Genomic DNA, 17,588 nt, shown 5'->3' with positions numbered 1-17,588 from the left:
CAGTTGATATTTTCAAAGATCACTTTCTTAATATCTTATCCATGGCTTTACCTTTCGCCAGTTCATCTACCAGCTTATCCAGGTAGCGTATCTGCTGCATCAGTTTATCTTCTATCTCTTCCACCCGGTAACCACAAATTACACCGGTGATCTTTGATACATTGGGATTGATCTGTGGCGCTTTGGCAAAAAATGTTTCAAAGTCAGTTTTATTGTCGATGATCTTTTGCAAGGATTTTTCATTATACCCTGTGAGCCAAAAAATAATTTCGTGCAGCTCGGCTTTGCTGCGGCCTTTTTTTTCTGCTTTTACAACATAGTGCGGATATACACTTGCAAAGGAGGTTTTGAATATTCTGGTGTTGTTCATGTTTTTTAGCAGCAAAACTTATTACTGTCAACCGAATTTAATACATTTTTTTTCTTCTTGCAGGTTTTACTTCAGATAGCCAGCTCTTTTAAGATCGTAGCAGAATAAACCGCTCCAGAGGAGTCCTATGGACAGAGAAAAAGAGAAAATGAGGTTTACGCAGAGACATGCTCTGTGTAAACTCTGCTACTCCTTTTCTCTGCGGTAAACCCAGTTAGTGGCCGCTGAAAAATTCCAGCATAGTATCTAATGCTGTTGATGAGTGCATGCGTTCGCCATTTTCGAGTGATTCATGAGCAGCAAGAGCGGCTCTTGCACGCATTTTTATTTCGTAAGCACCAATGGCTGATTGTACATCTTTGTAGTTGCCTTCAGTTAAACATTCACTTAGTTCCAATGCATCCAGCATGGCCATATTGGCGCCTTCGCCTGCAAAGGGCGGCATTACATGTGCTGCATCGCCTATCAGGGTGAGGTTGGGCAATGCCTCCCAGTTTTGATCCAGCGGCATGCAGTAAATAGGCCGTGGAATAAAAGGTATGGCAGCATTTTCAAACAGTTCGTACCAAACCGGGCTCCATTCAGGATAGGTTGTTTTAAACCATTGCAATACCTGTTTGTTATGGTTAAGGTCCAGGCCACTGGTCTTAGCCCAATCCTCGCCTGCTTTAAAACTGGCATAAAATCCCAGGTCGCCATTACCTTTTTGGCCAAGGAGTATATCCTTTTCATTTCCGAACGCCATTATCTTGCCGCCATTTGCCAGTGCGTGCATATGTGGTGCAGCTTTGTCGGCATGGTTTACATTCCCTTCCAGCATCAGTATACCGGAGTAAAAAGGTTTTATACCGGTTACGTATGTACGAATTTTAGAATTAGCCCCATCTCCTGCTATCACTATATCTGCATAAGCTGTTGTGCCGTTTTTAAATTGCAGCAGCCAGCCTTCGCCCTGCTTTTCCATACTGGTAAAATGGCTGTCCCATACCACGGTTCCCGGTTGTAACGATGCCAGCAGCATTCTCCTCAAGGGCACACGGTCTATCTCCGGGCGAAAATGTGCATTGCCAAAATTCTCTTCAGGCTTGGTATCATGATCACTGTACAATATCTCTGCCTGTTCATTCATGATCAGCATCCTGTCGGCGCCGGGACGGTAATATTGTTTGAATTCGTTCATCAATTCAGCCTTGCGTATGGCCGCCAGTCCAGATTCTTCGTGCATATCCAATGGCGAACCCACCAGCCGGGCATTCTCGTTAAAATCCCTTTCGTATACTTTTACGGTAGCGCCTTTTAATTGTAATAATCTTGCTAAAGTAAGCCCGCCGGGGCCGCCACCCACTATTGCGATCGTTTTATTATCTGTCAACATGTTTTTAAAATTTAGTTTTACTGGTGCAAAACTATTTTTGTTTCAACACGGATAATAGTACAAATCGGCCGTTCTTGTTTTTGGATAATTCTTTGGGCACCACGCCGGAGAATTTTTTGATCTCTTTGATGAAGTGATTCTGGTCGGTGAAATTGAGTTCAGGGAAAAGTTTGCCTTTGGCTATATGCTCCAGCGATACCCTGAAGCGCAGGATATTGCAATAAGCTTTTAATGATAATCCAAACTGCTGGTTAAAATAACGGTTGATCTGTCGGCTGCTCCAGAATACTTTTTCGGAAAGTTCTTTTACAGGCATTTCACCATTGGAAGCATAGATCAGTTCAAACAGTTTGCGTTTTCTTTCATCAATTGCTACCGGTAACAATGCGGTTATCTTTTGGGCTGCTTTTAGCTGGAATGTTTCGAAATTCTCCAGGTCTGCTTCCGCAAAATTCCAGAAATCGCTGGAGAGGTTTTTAGCCCTGTTCACAATATCGGCAATAGATGTTTGCAGGATATACTCTACGCCCAACGGTTTAAAATTGATATCAAAGAAAGTTGTTTGTGCAGGGATACTTCTTTGTTTTGGCTCCGTTTCCAATCCTGTTAATGTAATGCGGAAGGGTTCAGTTCCGCTACGAACAAAGAACAGGTCTACTCTTCCGTCGGGTATCACTACAACTTCCTTGGCTTCGCCGTTGTCAGTATGGAACATGCCGAAACCTTCCACGAAATCGGCGAGTGAAGCATGTGGTTTGATCAATGTATAATGGAAGTCGTTGTCCATTGTGGTGATTGGAGTGTTGAAGGTAGGAACAAAAATTTAATTGAGTTGGTAACAGTTTGTAGGCAGAAGAGCAGACACCGCTCCAAAAGAGTCCTATGGACAGAGAAAAAGAGAAGCAGAGGTTTTCGCAGAGATACACTACGAAAATTCCTTTACGCTGCGTTAAAATAACCGCTGTCTCATCCAATACATTTTCCATTTTATCAGCCATTCTTTACGCTCCCAGTTAATATCAAATTTTTCGTTTTTATCGCTTAACCAGTTAGGTGTAGATACTTTACAATGCAGCATTGGTTTATTCTGCAATACCTGCTGCCGGTATGCTTCATCTAAAGAAGATTTTAAATAATAACGGATATCGATAACAGTGTATTCTTTTGTAGTCCTGTAAATATGGAGGTTGATATCATACAGATCTTCATACAACTTTTGGAGGGCTGGCATTTGTTCCTGCAGCGTAACGGGCGTCTTTAGATCGTTTTCCTTTTTCTGCTTTCTTTTTTGCGCATAAAAGGCATCAGTGCTGTCCTTAATTTCCGACAAGATGAATTTACAGTTGTCGGATATTTTATTCCAGGTCATATCCCGGGCCATCGCCAGCAAGCGGGTAACCATTTCTTCTATATCGCTTTGTAGTTCAGATTGCGGCATATTGATCCGGTTTACCTGCAACATTGTTGGTTTATAAAAATCAGTCTGCAAGTTTATAAATATACTCTTCAATTTCCGCCTGTCGTGCATTGGCAAATCCTTTATCCGCTGCTATCCTTACAAAGCCACATTTCTCCAGCACTTTTTGCGAACCCTGATTATCAAATGCCACACCTGCGTAAATCGGCCGTGTGATTTCAATTTTCAAAAAATCTTCCAATGCTGCAGTGGCGATCCCTTGCCCCCAAAATGGCCGGTCTATCCAGTAAGTGATCCATGCTTCGTTGTTCATTATAAATTTTCCAATGCTGCCGGCAATTACACCATTTACTTTTATGGTGCACATGTTTTTTGTAGCATCCAGCAAATACCCGGCATACCTTTCTATGTAAGCAGCCTTGTCATTAGTATCCTTTGGCATAAAAGCCGCCATATAACTGCCTTCTTTATCCAGCTGGAACTGGAAGAATAATTCCAGGTGTTCTTTTTCTGTTTTTATTAATGTGATAACTGTATTTGTCATTATCAAGAGATATTATATTGAAACGGCTATGCAGGTATGCTTATTGAACAGTTGTTGCTTTATCGAATATGCGACAATAATTTCCGCCGCCTATTTGCAGTATTTCCTTTTCGGTAAAGCCGGATCTTAATAATGCATCCACCACTGTGTAAAAGAAACCTTCCTTTGCATTCTCCCAGCTTTGATTGGTCTTTTTTCCGAAACGGTCATTAGTATTTGCCGGCGGCGCCATTTTGCTATCTGTGCCGATACATACATGTTCTGCACCCACTACATCTACTAATGCACGGATATTCTTTGCATAGTCGAGTGCTGTATCTGCAAGATGTGTCCACACACCAATAACACCACCCGCTGCAGCAAATGTCTTCGCCTGCTCTTTGCTGATAAGCCTTGGCAACATCATTTTGGCCATCTTTTCATTTGTTCCCAATTGTGTATTCAATCCCGTATGCGATATCAGCATTGGTTTGGTGGATATCTCAAGGGCTTTGTTGATCGCATCATTGCTGCAATGAGCAAGGTCAACAAGAATGCCCAACCTGTTGCATTCTTTAATTACATCAACACCATCCCGGGTGAGTCCTCCGTATTGTGGTGGATCAGTATAAATATCTCCCATGGCAGGGGTGGTCTGTCCATCATGCATCAATCCCAAATGTCTTAGTCCCCTGTTGTATGCAGTTTGTATCCTTTCCGTTTTTCCCTCTATAAAATGTGCTCCTTCCACCGATTGAATAACGATCTGCTTATTTTCTTTCCGTGTTTTTTTCAGGTCATTATAATTTAAAGCGCGGGACAGGTTATTGGCCTTCAGCATTTCATCCATTTCATCAAGGCTTGTAATAAAGCGTTGGTATGCTTCTCCTTCCTTATTCAATTTCGGGCGGTCCACACAAAAGGTCATACAGATAGCAGTAAGTCCCGAAGCGGTCAGTTCACTGGCCAAGTTATATTGCTGCCCTTTGAATTCTTCTGTATTGAAAGGTACATCCATGTGATTATGGGTGTCGATGCCTATCGTTTTTGATAACAGCTGTTTTATTTTCAGCTCCCGGTCATCAGCGCCTAAAGTAGCAAAAGGGTTCAATAAAAAAGCCGCTCCTGCAATTGATACGTTGGTGATGAATCTTCTTCTTGTAGTGTTGTGATAGTTATGGTCGTTATTATACATACTTTCTGATGGGTAAAATATCACCTGTTTTAAAACAGGTCTTTCATACAGGCAATTTACGGCTTTACCAACGAGAACAGTTGCATTTTAATATTTATTTCAGTTTTCCGGGAATAGATCCCAGCATTTTTATTCTTCCTTCCAGTTTCCGTTCTTCAGCATTGAAGTTGATCCAGTGAAATTTCTTTAACCCGATCTTATTGAACGTGCCCCGCTTGAATATTTTTACAACAGGATTGCCATACCACCAACGGTAAATAATGGTGGGTGTTCCCGATATGGTCATTACATAAATTTCCGGGTTCTTCTTTTTAAGCGTTGCCAGGTCGCCCGAACTCAAACGCCCTTTTGCCAGTACTTTATCCAAAAAGCCTTTAGTGGAAGCCGGCATGCTTTCCCACCAGATGGGAAAGATGAAAATGATCTTATCTGCATTCATCAACCGGCGGAAATAATCATCGGTCTGTTCATCCACAAATGGCTGCGTACGCCAGGCTACAAGATCTTGCCTGGAAAGTACCGGGTTAAAATTATCTGCCCGCAGGTCGATCAGGTCCACTGTCCCTCCCACTGCCTCAATACTTTCTTTCACTTTTTTATATACGGCAGCCGAAAATGAACGGTTGTGTAGCTCATTTTCTGATGCCTGCGGACCGTAAGGATGGTCGAAAATTATTACTGCTTTCATCAACATTAATTTCTGCAAAACTAAAATGCAGCAAAAGCGGCAGCAATAACATTTGTTATTAAATCACCCCTTCTTTTCTTTGTATATTTTGTTCTTGATACGGCTGAGATGAACGGTGGTAATGCCTAAATAAGAAGCGATATAATGCTGGGGAATGCGTTTAACAATTTGCGGTTTTTCTTTTATAAGGTTAATGTAGCGTTGCTGTGGTGTGTCTTTAATAGATGAAAAGAAATGCTGCATATAGTGGTAGGTACGTTCATAAGTGGCATCCAGGAACATACTCCTCAGCGCAGGAGTATCCATCATTTCTTCAACGATCCTGTCCCAATCCTTTTTATGTATCCACCAGATAGTGCTCGGTTCGATCGTTTCGAGTGTAACAGGACTCGGGATACTTTTCCTGAAACTTTCCACCGAAGAAACCACGCTGTTCTCGAAGAAGAACTGGAAAGAAATATCTTTTCCGTTGTTGTTGAACCATGCACGGATACAGCCTTTTTCAATAATGAATAATTTTTTAGAGACCTGCCCTTCTTTTAAAAGCGTGGTCTTTGCTGCAACTTTAAGTTCGTTAAAACAATTACTGTAATTGTTCCATTTATCGTTGCCCAGCGGGAATTTATTTTTGAACTGTTGAAACATTTATTTTTCTGTGTATTATTGGCATCAAAACAAAGTTACTGGGTGTGGTCATAACATCAAACGCAATGTCGAATGATCTTGTTGTACTTCGTTTGTTTTATGGATGAATAGCTACTTTTTTCCAGTGGGCGTTTACACGCTCAATATTTTCAATCAAAAAATCCGTAAAAGTAAATGATGTAGTATTATTAAGTGGGCGTTTAGAATAAAAGAAACCCCAGGAAGTGCCTAAAAGGCCGTCTACGCGAAACAATATGGAATCATTTGATTTGTAAAACTCCCTTAAAGTAGTTTTTTCCAGGTCTCTCTTAAGGTCAAAAACCAGGGCTTTATCAATTTTTAAAGAATCTATTACCGTATAAAGATCGGCACAAGCAGTATCACCAGCATCATTCCCATTTGAATAGCGCACATTAACCTTATTGATTTTTTTATAATGCCTCTTCAGATCATCCATTTCAAATATAGAATTTTGTTTGATGATCTTATTTGCCAAAGCATTAAAAGATGTCGAATCATAGGCTAAAGAATGAGGTTCTCTTATCACATCATCTCCACATGAAACCAGGAAGAATAAAAGCAGGATATATATTATGTGCTTCATCATTCTGAAAACGAGGGATTTTTGTATTGAAACAATTAAGTTACGCCAAAGAACTAACTTTTTGTAACGCAAATTTGTTGTTGCAGGTATTTACTAAAGTACAGCTTCTTCTGGCAGTGCATTCCGCATGCGGATCAATGAATACTGCAATGTGGATTGAGATACCTGGCGTGCTAATGGCCAGAGTGTATCCATCCTACGTAATTCCACCTTTCTAGCCTGCAGTTCTTTTAAAATATCAGTTATAGTACAGCATGCAACCGGGGTTTCTGTTGTGTAAGAAATATAATATCCGGCTCCGTTATCGAGTAAACTAAAATTACCGGGCGCAAATTCGTAACAATACAATATTGCCTGCTGCACTGCTGAATACCATTTTTCTTCAATTGCAATTACAAAGTCTGCCGGACTGGTGCCGAAAAATTTTTCTTTGTCAGATTGCGCAGTATTGTTGTTTGCGTAAAAAGTTACTCTCGGGCAATCCCTTGGCAACAGGTAATTATGTAATAACGTATCTGCAATTGCAAACACCACATCGCCTTTGATAGCTTCAAAATAAGATGGTGATGGCCTGGGTTTAAAAACCTTAATGCCGGGGTCTTCGCTGATATGGAATAATCTTGGCGCAGTCAATTGATCATCATTTTAATATCTTTGCTTTTGTTATAGTTAAATTTATGTTTTTGTTTCGAAAATTGTTTGCTTTGGGCAATGAGCAACTACCGCTGAGAAAAGGAGAAAAAGAGTTTTGCGCAGAGATTTTTTTTTATCAACTCAGTTTTGCCCGCATTTCCATACGGCTTTGGTAAAGGAACTTTCCTGCAAAAAATTATCCAGTGTATAGCCGGCAGGCATAGTGATAACTACGCCATCTTTATCAAAATAGCCCGGTATCCAGTTACAGGTTGGTCCTTTATAAGCCAGCAGGTATACCACCTGCCCTCTCCATTGATATTGATCTATAAAAGGTTCGCATATACAGTTGCTGTTATCTGCAATAACTTTTTCAAGCGCCGGTGGCATCATTGCTGTTTGATCTGTTGATTTTGAACAGGCTGTAAAAATGGCCATAAGGCAAAGTGATAAAAGGATCTTTTTCATTTTATTTTTTCCCGGCTGACAACACATCCTGTTGCCCCGTTGCATTGGCAATGTTATCAAATTATGAACGAAGGATCATCTGCCTTGCTGAAAAAGCAGCCATGCGTCGGTGAGGATTTATGGCAAGGATTTGTTAGCTTGCATTCATTAAATACCCTTGTATGAAACAAAACCTGTTCCTGCTTAACCTTCTTTGTTTTTTTATGTTGCTGGCCGGTTGCAGCAAAAAAGATCCCACACCGGGTATACTTAGTTCCGGCGGTTCCAGTGCTTCACTGCCTGGCAAATGGCAGGTTGTAAAAGATTCAATTGTTGTAAAAAATTTTGCTTTCAGCGATGGTACCATTCCTATTCCTGGTATTTATTATGGCACACCTAATGATTATTATGATTTCCAGGCCAATGGCAACGTCACCATTTATGAAGGTGGCCCGGTAGGAACTACACCATACCAGCTGATCTCCAATACCGAATTACTGATCTCCGGTTTTCAATGGGGCAATGTTACACTTACTACTTTTACCAGTACCAATCTTACCTGGGAAAAAGCTATGACCAGCAGCAATGGTGGTACTTACTACCGGAGGACCTACCTGAAAAAATAATCCTCAGCACTACGGAGTTTTTTAAGCTACAACGAGGTATGTATCAGCTGCATTTTATGCTACGCCATTGGTGAAAACCTACGTGGTGACAAAGAGCATCCTGGTTGAGTCATGAGCATTTACCACTCCAAAATAATCACAGGGGCAAAGAAAAGAGCAGCTGAGATCTTGCAGCGCAGATAAATGTATTTCCTTTTCTTTATCTTTTCGGAGACCTCTTTCATGCCGTATTTAAACCCTTCCCCACCACTTTTTCTCCATTTTCCGCCAGTAATAGAATGGGGTCAAAAACACTGTTTTTGCGGTATAGGTTTGCACTATCAATCATCAACAATAAAACAAATTATATGAAAAAGTATTGGAGATCGTTACTGGTTCTTACAACTATATTTATCTCAGCAACATTACAGGCGCAAACCCCGCCTTCATTTATGCTGGTAAGCAAAATTGAAGAAAGCGCTTCTTACCTTGGCCAGCTGAACAGGGAACCTTTTGAAAAAGGAGAAGCAGAATCGCAGTGGGCTTCGGCTGCTTCGGACAGGGCTAATACCTGTATACAGGCTATCAGTAATTTTTCTAAATCGCCCAATGCTGCTGCACAAACTTTTAAAGTAAAATTCAAGGAAGATGCAGGCTTTAGTGAACCTGTAGAAAAAAAATTAACACTGGATGAAGTGACCGCTTATGTAACGGAGTATTATGCACTCGCCCGTCTTTCAAAATTGCGCCGCGACCTGGAGCAGGATGTAATGAGGTGTAATGTATGGTTTGAAGATCTTTCCAATGGCAAACAACTGGATATGGTTTCAGCAGGTGTGGCAAAGAGTTCGGGAGAAGACATGCAGAAGAGATTAAAAACCGTGCAGTCGTTGGGATTACAAAGCAAAGTAACAGTTACCATTTACAATGTGGAATACGATTTTGATAAACAAAAACAACTGGCTGATTATACCGCGTTGGCCGGTGGCAAACAATATGATGCAGTGATGGCTGCAAGAAATGCAAAAGACAAACCATTTCTCGATGCATTGAGCGGTGGTAAGAAAAAAGTTTTTATGGATGAACTTGCCGGCAACGATGGCATGTGGGATTGTTCAGGAACCGGTGGCAGCGCCCTTAAAACGCCTGCACAATTAAACAGCGCCAACACCTGGTATACCTGGGGTGTTAATACAGATGGCTTGATCACCACCTGGCATATCACCGGCTATGTTTTCAACGGCAATGAGCTGGTGAAAACAACCAGCAAGCGTGGCATCGGTTCAAGGCCTTCGGCTGCCGATTTTAAATAATGGTATTGGGTACTTGTTTTATAGCTTGATCGTTTCTTATATAATCTTCTCAACCGGGGTTGAACACGGTATGGGAAGATTATTTTTTTGTAGCAGCTATATGTTGCAGTGACGAGGGATGTATTGATTGAGACTTGAGCAATCTACCGCAGAGAAAAGAAGAATCAGAGATTTTCGCAGTGTAATCCTCCCCATATACGCCGTTGGTCAAAGCCCAGACGGCGGCGAAGGGAAGATTTTTTTTATTGCAACCGATACTCTTAAACCAATTAATAACCGGGAGCATCCTCGGGCTAATTCTGTTCTTATCCGCCGGGGATTAGTTTTTAGTTTTACCCAAAATAATACAACATGAAAAAAATATTTTTAGCAGCAGGCATTTTTACCGCCACTGCTTTTACTGCCAACGCACAAAACTGCAGTAACTACCTGCTGTTGCAAAACAACAAGCGTATTGAAATGACCATCTACAATAAAAAAGATAAGGAAGATGGTAAACAGGTATGGAATGTAAGCGGCCTTAAAACTGCAGGCGGCAGCACCACGGCACATATCAGCACAGAATTTTTTGATGGCAAGGGCAGATCTATCAATAAAGGAGAAAATGAAATTAAATGCACCGGCGGCGCTTTGCTGATGAATATGAAAATGATGTTGAACGAAGCCCAGCTGAAACAAATGGACAATGCCACTGCCACTGTTTCCGGGGAATTTTTAGAATACCCTGCTGCTATGAAGGAAGGCGATCAATTAAAGGATGGCAATTTTAAAATGAATTATAAAATGAATGGCGGTATGGAAACCAATATGGAGATCAGTGTTACCAATCGTGTGGTGGGTGGCACTGAAAGTATTACTTCTGCAGCAGGCACGTGGAACTGTATCAAAATAACCTGTAATGAAAAATTGGTTACAAAAATTGCAGGCATCGGTATTCCCATCAATATGACCGTTACTGAATGGTTTGCACCGGGTGTTGGTATTATCAAGACTCAAAGTAAGTATGGGAGTACGTTGATCACTTCTATTCAGTGATGATTTTTGTGGTGTTTAATGAAAGTTTTATGGCTGTTTTAAAGGATGTGCTTGTTGAAGTTTGAGCAATCAACCGAAGAGAAGAATTGAAAGTTGCGACATATACGCCGTTGGTCAAAGCCCAGACGTCGGCGAAGGAGTTTTACGCAGACATATGCTGCGTAAAACTCTGCACCTCCTTTTCTCTGCGGTGAATCACCATTTCCAAAAGTTCAACCAGGTTCTTACGCCCATTTCAGCTACTATGCCGGAATTGGTGTAAGGAATACCTGAAATACCGGATGGTACTTTTCCTTTCTGTTGCTCGTACCCGATCTTTGGTGTAAGTGTCAGTACTTTGCCGATGAAAATATTGTAGCCGGCCTTTATGCTCAGGTCAGTCAGTTTTTTCTTTGGTTCTTTGTAGCTACCGAAACCGTATCCCGCCTGCAAAAACAGGTTGTGTGCTGCACCACTAACCGGTGCATTCACTGTAACATTCGGTGTGATCATGAAGCTGGTTGTTTTACTGGGGGTAGTTCCTTTGTAACCCATTTTAGTACTGTTCAAATTAATATTCAGGCCCACTGCCACATTATCCACTACATAATAGTTATATCCCAAACCTATATTGGTGCTTTTTATCAACTGCGGAGCAATGAGGGTATTGCTGCCTATCTGTGTTTGCTGGCGTTTATCAGATGAATAACCGGCCAGGGTATTGAATTCAAGAAAATGCGACCCCTTACGGTATGCCGTATTCGAAAAATCCTGGCTCAATTTTCCATTCGCCACTTTATCCTTACCGATATAACTTTCCAGTTTAAAACCAAAGGCAATGGATTTATCGGTGAACTTGTTGGTTTCTGTATTGGTTTTGTAATAGTCGTACGTAAAATAAGGTGTTAAGCACGCAGCACTGCCTGCATCCAATGATATAGGGAAACCGATCAATCCTTTGGCTTCAAAATATTTTGCGTCTAGTTTTTGCGGATTGTTGCCCAGCGTGCTGATATCAAATTCACTTTTGCTGTGGCCCGGACCGGCAAATGCTTTGATGTAAGCGCCTATCCTGTCGGTGATCTTTCTTCCATAAGTCAGGGTGAAATTTGCCTGCCACGAACTGTATTTTGATTTTGCATTCTTGCTGGAATTGCCGCCTATACGTGCATCTATGCCTACCGCAAAACCATCTATGAAAAAATAACTGGGGTCTATACGAAAGTCAGAGCTTTTGGGATTGCCATTTACCTGGCTTTTAAAATTAGTGTAACTCAGGTTGGGCCTGTTTGTAAAGCTCCAGGTTCCTTTACTAAAGGGCAAAACTGCCAGCGGTGTTTCTTTTTTTGTGTTTACATGCTGTGCCGATACATTGCAAACAGTAAATAACAATAACATTGCGAGGAATAGTGTAGATATCCGCATTGGTTTAGAATTTATAGTTTAATTACAGGATCAAAACTAAACCGGTGCAGTTGGATTTTTTATACTCAATTTGGAGTAGTGGTAGCCAGGCTGTTGTTTTGAAAAATATTTTTGATGGAAGCTGGAGCAGCCACCGGGGAGAAAAGGAGCAACGGAGATTTTCGCAGAGATACTCAGCGTAAACTCTTTTTCTTCTTTTCTCTGCGGTGAAATGAAGGTTGCGATATTTACGCCGTTGGTCATACTTCAACAAAGCTCTGTATCCAGGCGATGGTAAAAGGATTAAATAATATTTTATTTAGGAAACCTTGCATCTGCCATGATCTTTTTCAGTTGCGTGATATGCCGCATGCGGTGCGCCACCAGCAGTAAACCCAACTGGTATGCGTCCTTGTAAGTACGTACGCCATTAGACATCCTGAAAATAAAATACCTCCTAAGATCTTTGGATGCATTGGCAGTGAAAAATTCTTTGGCAAGGTCGTTGGCTTCGGAGAATACCCGTACACAGGTTTGCTTATTGCAATACCTGTTTCGCGGCAGGTTGGTGCCTCTTGCTTTTCCTTTTTCCGGCTGCGTGGCATAGGCCAGTGCTGCTTCATCACCTCCTTTTACAGAGTCCAGGTAACTTTCAGGAAACGACGGTTGTGCCAGCGTAAACCATAGTTCCCTTACATATCCTTCGTCAATAAGCCCCAAATGTTCCACAATATCATTTGCCGACCAGGTAATACTATCAACATGAAAAAAGAATTGTGCTTCCTTAAGCGAACTCACCACTTTTACCAGCTCATCATGCGTTGAATCCAGGAGCTTCAATATCCTTTCCTGTTCTGCAGTTGTATATAGCCGCTTTTGCTGCGCTGCAAGCGAAAGAGAACAACCAAAAAGAAAAACAAGTAAAGCGTATTTCATTGTATTTTATCTTTTGTACTGATGTAGTGTGACGAAGATAGATCATACAATATTCTAGCTGTAATAAAGCAGCATTGATTTATTGAAATGTAGGTGGCAGTTATTGAACGGTAAGGTTTTATTACTGTTTTACTAACTATTCTGATTGAAGATGAGGCAGCTACCGCTTCAAAGGAGTCCTAAGGATAGAGAAAAGGAGATAATGAGTTTACGCAGAACGTCTCTGCGTAAACCTCTGCTTCTCTTTTTCTCTGCGGTAAATCGAAGGTTGCGATATATACGCCGTTGGTCAAAGCCCAGACGGCAGCGAAGTTTTTCAATGTAATTCACTGGTAATAATTTAGCATTCAACTCTACTGTGAAATAGCACTAGGTTTCATAGTTGGGGTTTCCTTCTATGTACATTTCTATTATGTCGTCAATTTCATAATCGCCATTTTCCTTCGGGTATGTTTTTATAAAATCTGTCAGTTCGCTTTTTGTAAAAACAGGACTGCATAAAACTTCATAATCGCCATCTTTTAAAAGCGATAAAAGTATTTCTTTATAACTGCCTTCCCTTACTTCAATACATTCGTCAAATCCATTATCACAAATCCAGAATTCATATCGCCTCACAAACAGCGCTTCGGGAGAAGTGAGGAACCATGCTTTTGCTTTTTGATTATCGCACCATGATGTTGTATGATCTCTGAAGCGCCATAAAAAGCCTCTTTTAAAATCCTCCACTGTTAAAATACCCTCATCAAAGTTCCATATACCCCAATCTTCCCGGAATCTGTCAAATATTTCCTCCCCTTCTCTCCCGTTCAGTTGCTCCCGAATAAAATTTGCCCTTGTAATATAATTGTGCCTGTTGCTGGCATGTAATTCACCGGCAACTTTAGTGTACAGTTCAACCGGTTCAGACTGATCGATTGTACGCATGGAGGCCAGTAATTCCAGGTCTTCGATATCTTCTAACATCGTGATAATAATATTTATTGATACAGCTAATATAACATCATTTTCAGAATAGCATTTGTTGCTGCCGGTTAATGATACGTTTGTTTGAGCCCGTTTTGGATTACAGTATTTATCGCTTTATAGTTTTTAGTACAGTAAACTGAAGGTTGCGATGGATACGCCGTTGACCAAAGCCCAGACGGCTGCAAAAAATATTCAAAGCGCATTTTTGGAAAGGAATAATTTCTTTATCATACTGATCTGCCCCCTGTGATAGATTCTCATCCTCCATCATGTGATACAAAAGCCAGGCTACATTGCATTCTCCACCATAATCTTTACTTTCAAAAGTTGTAGCAAAATGCTCAAAATTGATATTTTCAAATGCTACCAATAATTTTTGCCTGGAAGCAAGCAGTGCGTCAATATAGTGGTTGATACCTTTTCCTGTAATGAGAGAAGGTATATGAATACCCATATCCAATGCCGGCGTTAGCTCCGTATTTTCCTGTTCTGTCAATTCCCGGTTGTCTACATAGCGGATGCAGAAATACTGTTCCACTGCGGCGATATGCAAAAGCAGGGCGCCAATGGTATTCCAACCTTGTTGATACTGCCAGTCTAATTCCTGCGTGGTTAAATTTTTGATCGTTAATAAGGTGGTGGTCCTGGTATCTTTGATGATACCCGAAAAATAGGCAATCGCATGATCCTTATCCCCGAACTCGATAAAAAAATCTCTTTTATTAATTGTTTGCATTGCTTTGTCTTTATTCGTTACCATTGTCAGCTATTAAACGTCCTTGGTTAAAGCTCAGGCGACGGTGAACACCTGAACTTATTTAAACGCTTTATCCCGGTATTGTTTTGGCCTTATTAATTTCAATGCTCTTAACAGGTCGGTGTAGTGCTGATTGATCTGTACTTCATTAATGTATCTTGATTCTGTGCCGTTAAAGCCGGTGATGATATAAGCATGTTCAGTCCTTTGAAGCAGAATGGTGGTTTCTTCATCGTAAAATTTATACACTGCTTTGTCGTTCTCAAATTTAACATCGGCTGAAAGATAATTGGGTTTCTCCATTTCCTCCAGCAAAGGCTTTAAGCCTGCTCTTATTTTTGCATAAGCATACAACCGTTTAATAAAACTTACTGATGCATCGCTGCACAACTGTTGCAACGAATCCGTCCGCTGATCTTTAAAGAATTGTTTTACCGTGGTAAAAAAAGCATTTACAATAACAAACACCGAATCCCTGGCCGGTCTTTCTTTAGTAAATATTTTTTGATCCGCTATTTGTTGCAGCACTTTTACAAACATTTCAGGAGTGATGCGTCTCCCATTTTCTCCGTTTACCTTCCAGTCGTTACCATACCTGCACAAGTGGATCTGGTAATATTCCATGCCGCTCATTAAGCAGGTAGCACAATTGCCCTGTATCTCTACTTTTTGAGGATAAATATGAAGGTCGGGGCTGCTGACAGGAGCATTCAGCAATTTTATATACTGTTCGTTAAGCATGATGAATTTAAATAGCGAATCTTCAGTAACAGATTGCAGTAAGGAACTATCCCCCTTTTCTTCCAGTGCTATCCTGCCGGCCATAAATTTATTGCAGGCATCTTCTATCTTGCTTTTATCAGTTTTATTTTGTGTGCACCCAAAACCAATAAAAGCTAAAAGCAGCAATAACAGGTAAGTTTTTTTTAAGTTGATCATGAGTTTGGTGTTGGATTAAGGTTACAACAAATATAAAGCTTCGGAGGCTTTGTGGCTGTTTTATAAATTCTTTCTAATTGAAGCAAGAGCAGCCACCGCAGAGAGAAGGAGATGCAGCGGTTTGCGCAGAGATGCTCTGCGAAAACTCCTTTTCTCTTTTTCTCTGTCCATAGGACTCTTTGGGAGCGGTGAATTGAAGGTTGCAATGTATACACCGTTAGTTGAAACCCAGGCGGCGGCGAAGACATCAGTCGCTCCCACCCGAGGCGAGAAAGACTGGCGCCAGTGAGGGCAAATTGGTTAAGCGGCTTACCAACAATGCAAAAAAGCAAAAAGTGACTATTATGATATTTTTTTCTTATTTTACTTCCAATATGATTATGTAGCATACAATACTATGTAATGATTTCCTAAACTCTCTCATATCATAATTATGCGTAAAATACTTTTTTACATCATCATTGCAGTTTCGCTGATATCCTGTAGTAAGCCTCAAAACACCACTTTACCCAATGGAGGAGGGGACACCATTGTTATTTTACCGCCTTCAACCCAAGAATCAAAGATTATAATTTTTGCAAAAGCAGGATGCGCAATTGATACAATTACAGTTACGCTTCAGTCAAACAACACTCAGATTAAACAAGTTGAACACCGCCAGGTAAGTTCATGCAACGGTGAAAAATTTAATTATAAAACAAACTATAGCTACGATGTTGAAGGCAGGCTGATTAAAATAAACACCACCAATCCATATACGGTAGAATCAAGTGTAGAATATTTTTATGGTACCAAAACATTTGCTACTGGTTTATACTGGGATACTGCAACATCTAAAAAAACAGGGATCACAAAAATCCGTGTCAATTTAAAGGCTAACAGTACAAGAGATTATAACCATTTGGTTCATGATGGAGATAGTGTAGTACTTTCGTATAATTGGACAAGGGGAAGAACTTATGTTGGAACAGTTGGAACCTGGGATCCTTCTTATGGAATTAGTGGTACTACAGGCAATACATATCCGTTTCCAAATTATCCGCAGATCTTTCAACGGTATACCGATTATTTGTGGAATGTAGATACGGCTGATCTGATTTTAAAATCCGTATATAACTCAGGAAATGGAATAAGGTCATTTTCATACAATACTTCGGGGCAACTTATTTATGCTGACGATAAAACCCGCAATGCAGGTGGAGGATTTTCTATTTCTAAACAAATGGATATTGTCTGGGACACTGCTCCCCCATTTTTACCCCAAATCAGTAAAGCTTTTAAAGATACTTACTGGATTGGTAATACCGAATTTCCAATACTTGATCCCATTTACAAATTTGATATAGAAAATACTTATGCATGGGAAGCAGCTACTGATATTAATTTTATTCTTTCCTATATGAAATCCATTGATTATGATTCTCATACTAAAAGTTATTCTTTTGAAAATACGTATACCAACAGATTACTGACTCATAAGATAATGAGAAACAACATAACTCACGCAATTGCTGCCGAATTTACTATTAGCTATTCGTTTTAATAATAAATACAGATGACGTCTTTTCCTTTGTTGGTTCGCAGCACCCTGCTACTATCAAATACAGGTCAGGAAGGCTGGCGCCAGTGAAGAAGAGAAAATAAATTTGCAATAATTACGTTATGTTGTATTAACTACCCCGCACTGCGGAGGCCACAATACACAAAAAATGAGTGATCTGTACTGAATCCCAATAACTTAAATCGATCTACAA

21 protein-coding genes are annotated in these 17,588 nt (G+C 40.5%); 4 read left to right on the top strand and 17 right to left on the bottom strand.

Going from position 1 to position 17,588, the window contains the following annotated elements; genetic code table 11:
* Nucleotides 1-19: 19 nt before the first annotated feature.
* The 11 genes from QM738_RS00490 to QM738_RS00440 form a co-directional block, all read right to left on the bottom strand.
* Entirely contained in the window at nt 20-370 is a 351-nt protein-coding gene (locus QM738_RS00490) for a DUF2200 domain-containing protein (RefSeq protein ID WP_462274709.1), read from the bottom strand.
* A 214-nt stretch (nt 371-584) separates the two neighbouring features.
* The gene (locus QM738_RS00485) at nt 585-1,745 is read right to left on the bottom strand and encodes an FAD-dependent oxidoreductase (protein WP_462274708.1); all 1,161 of its coding nucleotides are present in this window, start codon (nt 1,743-1,745) and stop codon (nt 585-587) included.
* Nucleotides 1,746-1,776: 31 nt separating this feature from the next.
* Nucleotides 1,777-2,532 (bottom strand): DUF6597 domain-containing transcriptional factor, encoded by a 756-nt coding sequence (locus QM738_RS00480; RefSeq protein WP_462274707.1) that lies wholly within the window; start codon nt 2,530-2,532, stop codon nt 1,777-1,779.
* A 162-nt stretch (nt 2,533-2,694) separates the two neighbouring features.
* Entirely contained in the window at nt 2,695-3,183 is a 489-nt protein-coding gene (locus tag QM738_RS00475; RefSeq protein WP_462274706.1) for a hypothetical protein, read from the bottom strand.
* Nucleotides 3,184-3,223: 40 nt separating this feature from the next.
* The gene (locus QM738_RS00470) at nt 3,224-3,706 is read right to left on the bottom strand and encodes a GNAT family N-acetyltransferase (RefSeq protein WP_462274705.1); all 483 of its coding nucleotides are present in this window, start codon (nt 3,704-3,706) and stop codon (nt 3,224-3,226) included.
* Nucleotides 3,707-3,746: 40 nt separating this feature from the next.
* A complete protein-coding gene (locus tag QM738_RS00465; RefSeq protein WP_462274704.1) occupies nt 3,747-4,880 on the bottom strand; it encodes a dipeptidase in 1,134 nt (377 codons plus the stop codon).
* A 94-nt stretch (nt 4,881-4,974) separates the two neighbouring features.
* The gene (locus tag QM738_RS00460) at nt 4,975-5,568 is read right to left on the bottom strand and encodes an NAD(P)H-dependent oxidoreductase (RefSeq protein WP_462274703.1); all 594 of its coding nucleotides are present in this window, start codon (nt 5,566-5,568) and stop codon (nt 4,975-4,977) included.
* 63 nt (nt 5,569-5,631) lie between these two features.
* Entirely contained in the window at nt 5,632-6,213 is a 582-nt protein-coding gene (locus QM738_RS00455) for a Crp/Fnr family transcriptional regulator (RefSeq protein ID WP_462274702.1), read from the bottom strand.
* A 97-nt stretch (nt 6,214-6,310) separates the two neighbouring features.
* Nucleotides 6,311-6,820 carry a hypothetical protein gene (locus QM738_RS00450; protein ID WP_462274701.1) on the bottom strand — a complete coding sequence of 170 codons (510 nt, stop codon included), beginning with the start codon at nt 6,818-6,820 and terminating at the stop codon, nt 6,311-6,313.
* A gap of 90 nt (nt 6,821-6,910) precedes the next feature.
* Nucleotides 6,911-7,450 (bottom strand): DUF6886 family protein, encoded by a 540-nt coding sequence (locus QM738_RS00445; protein WP_462274700.1) that lies wholly within the window; start codon nt 7,448-7,450, stop codon nt 6,911-6,913.
* Nucleotides 7,451-7,591: 141 nt separating this feature from the next.
* Complete coding sequence (locus QM738_RS00440; RefSeq protein WP_462274699.1) at nt 7,592-7,918, bottom strand: hypothetical protein; 327 nt, start codon at nt 7,916-7,918, stop codon at nt 7,592-7,594.
* Nucleotides 7,919-8,079: 161 nt separating this feature from the next.
* Between QM738_RS00440 and QM738_RS00435 the strand changes: the two genes are divergently transcribed.
* From QM738_RS00435 to QM738_RS00425, 3 genes are all read left to right on the top strand, one after another.
* Complete coding sequence (locus tag QM738_RS00435) at nt 8,080-8,523, top strand: hypothetical protein (RefSeq protein ID WP_462274698.1); 444 nt, start codon at nt 8,080-8,082, stop codon at nt 8,521-8,523.
* Between the two features lie 347 nt (nt 8,524-8,870).
* Nucleotides 8,871-9,815 (top strand): hypothetical protein, encoded by a 945-nt coding sequence (locus QM738_RS00430; protein WP_462274697.1) that lies wholly within the window; start codon nt 8,871-8,873, stop codon nt 9,813-9,815.
* Between the two features lie 351 nt (nt 9,816-10,166).
* Nucleotides 10,167-10,850 carry a TapB family protein gene (locus QM738_RS00425; RefSeq protein ID WP_462274696.1) on the top strand — a complete coding sequence of 228 codons (684 nt, stop codon included), beginning with the start codon at nt 10,167-10,169 and terminating at the stop codon, nt 10,848-10,850.
* Between the two features lie 195 nt (nt 10,851-11,045).
* On the opposite strand, the gene QM738_RS00420 is transcribed toward QM738_RS00425, so the two are convergent.
* From QM738_RS00420 to QM738_RS00395, 6 genes are all read right to left on the bottom strand, one after another.
* Complete coding sequence (locus QM738_RS00420) at nt 11,046-12,254, bottom strand: hypothetical protein (protein ID WP_462274695.1); 1,209 nt, start codon at nt 12,252-12,254, stop codon at nt 11,046-11,048.
* A gap of 36 nt (nt 12,255-12,290) precedes the next feature.
* Nucleotides 12,291-12,497 carry a hypothetical protein gene (locus QM738_RS00415; protein WP_462274694.1) on the bottom strand — a complete coding sequence of 69 codons (207 nt, stop codon included), beginning with the start codon at nt 12,495-12,497 and terminating at the stop codon, nt 12,291-12,293.
* Between the two features lie 51 nt (nt 12,498-12,548).
* Complete coding sequence (locus QM738_RS00410; RefSeq protein WP_462274693.1) at nt 12,549-13,169, bottom strand: DinB family protein; 621 nt, start codon at nt 13,167-13,169, stop codon at nt 12,549-12,551.
* Nucleotides 13,170-13,538: 369 nt separating this feature from the next.
* Nucleotides 13,539-14,135 (bottom strand): hypothetical protein, encoded by a 597-nt coding sequence (locus QM738_RS00405; protein ID WP_462274692.1) that lies wholly within the window; start codon nt 14,133-14,135, stop codon nt 13,539-13,541.
* Between the two features lie 109 nt (nt 14,136-14,244).
* On the bottom strand, nt 14,245-14,874 hold the full coding sequence (locus QM738_RS00400; RefSeq protein ID WP_462274691.1) for a DinB family protein: 630 nt from the start codon (nt 14,872-14,874) through the stop codon (nt 14,245-14,247).
* Nucleotides 14,875-14,952: 78 nt separating this feature from the next.
* Nucleotides 14,953-15,834 carry a hypothetical protein gene (locus QM738_RS00395; protein ID WP_462274690.1) on the bottom strand — a complete coding sequence of 294 codons (882 nt, stop codon included), beginning with the start codon at nt 15,832-15,834 and terminating at the stop codon, nt 14,953-14,955.
* A gap of 433 nt (nt 15,835-16,267) precedes the next feature.
* Here QM738_RS00395 and QM738_RS00390 point away from each other — a divergent pair, with 433 nt between their 5' ends.
* On the top strand, nt 16,268-17,377 hold the full coding sequence (locus QM738_RS00390) for a hypothetical protein (protein ID WP_462274689.1): 1,110 nt from the start codon (nt 16,268-16,270) through the stop codon (nt 17,375-17,377).
* Nucleotides 17,378-17,588 lie beyond the last annotated feature (211 nt).

Origin of the sequence: Ferruginibacter sp. (genome assembly GCF_049840995.1) — a bacterium.
Lineage (GTDB): Bacteria > Bacteroidota > Bacteroidia > Chitinophagales > Chitinophagaceae > Ferruginibacter.
This window is presented reverse-complemented; position numbering and strand designations above follow the sequence as displayed.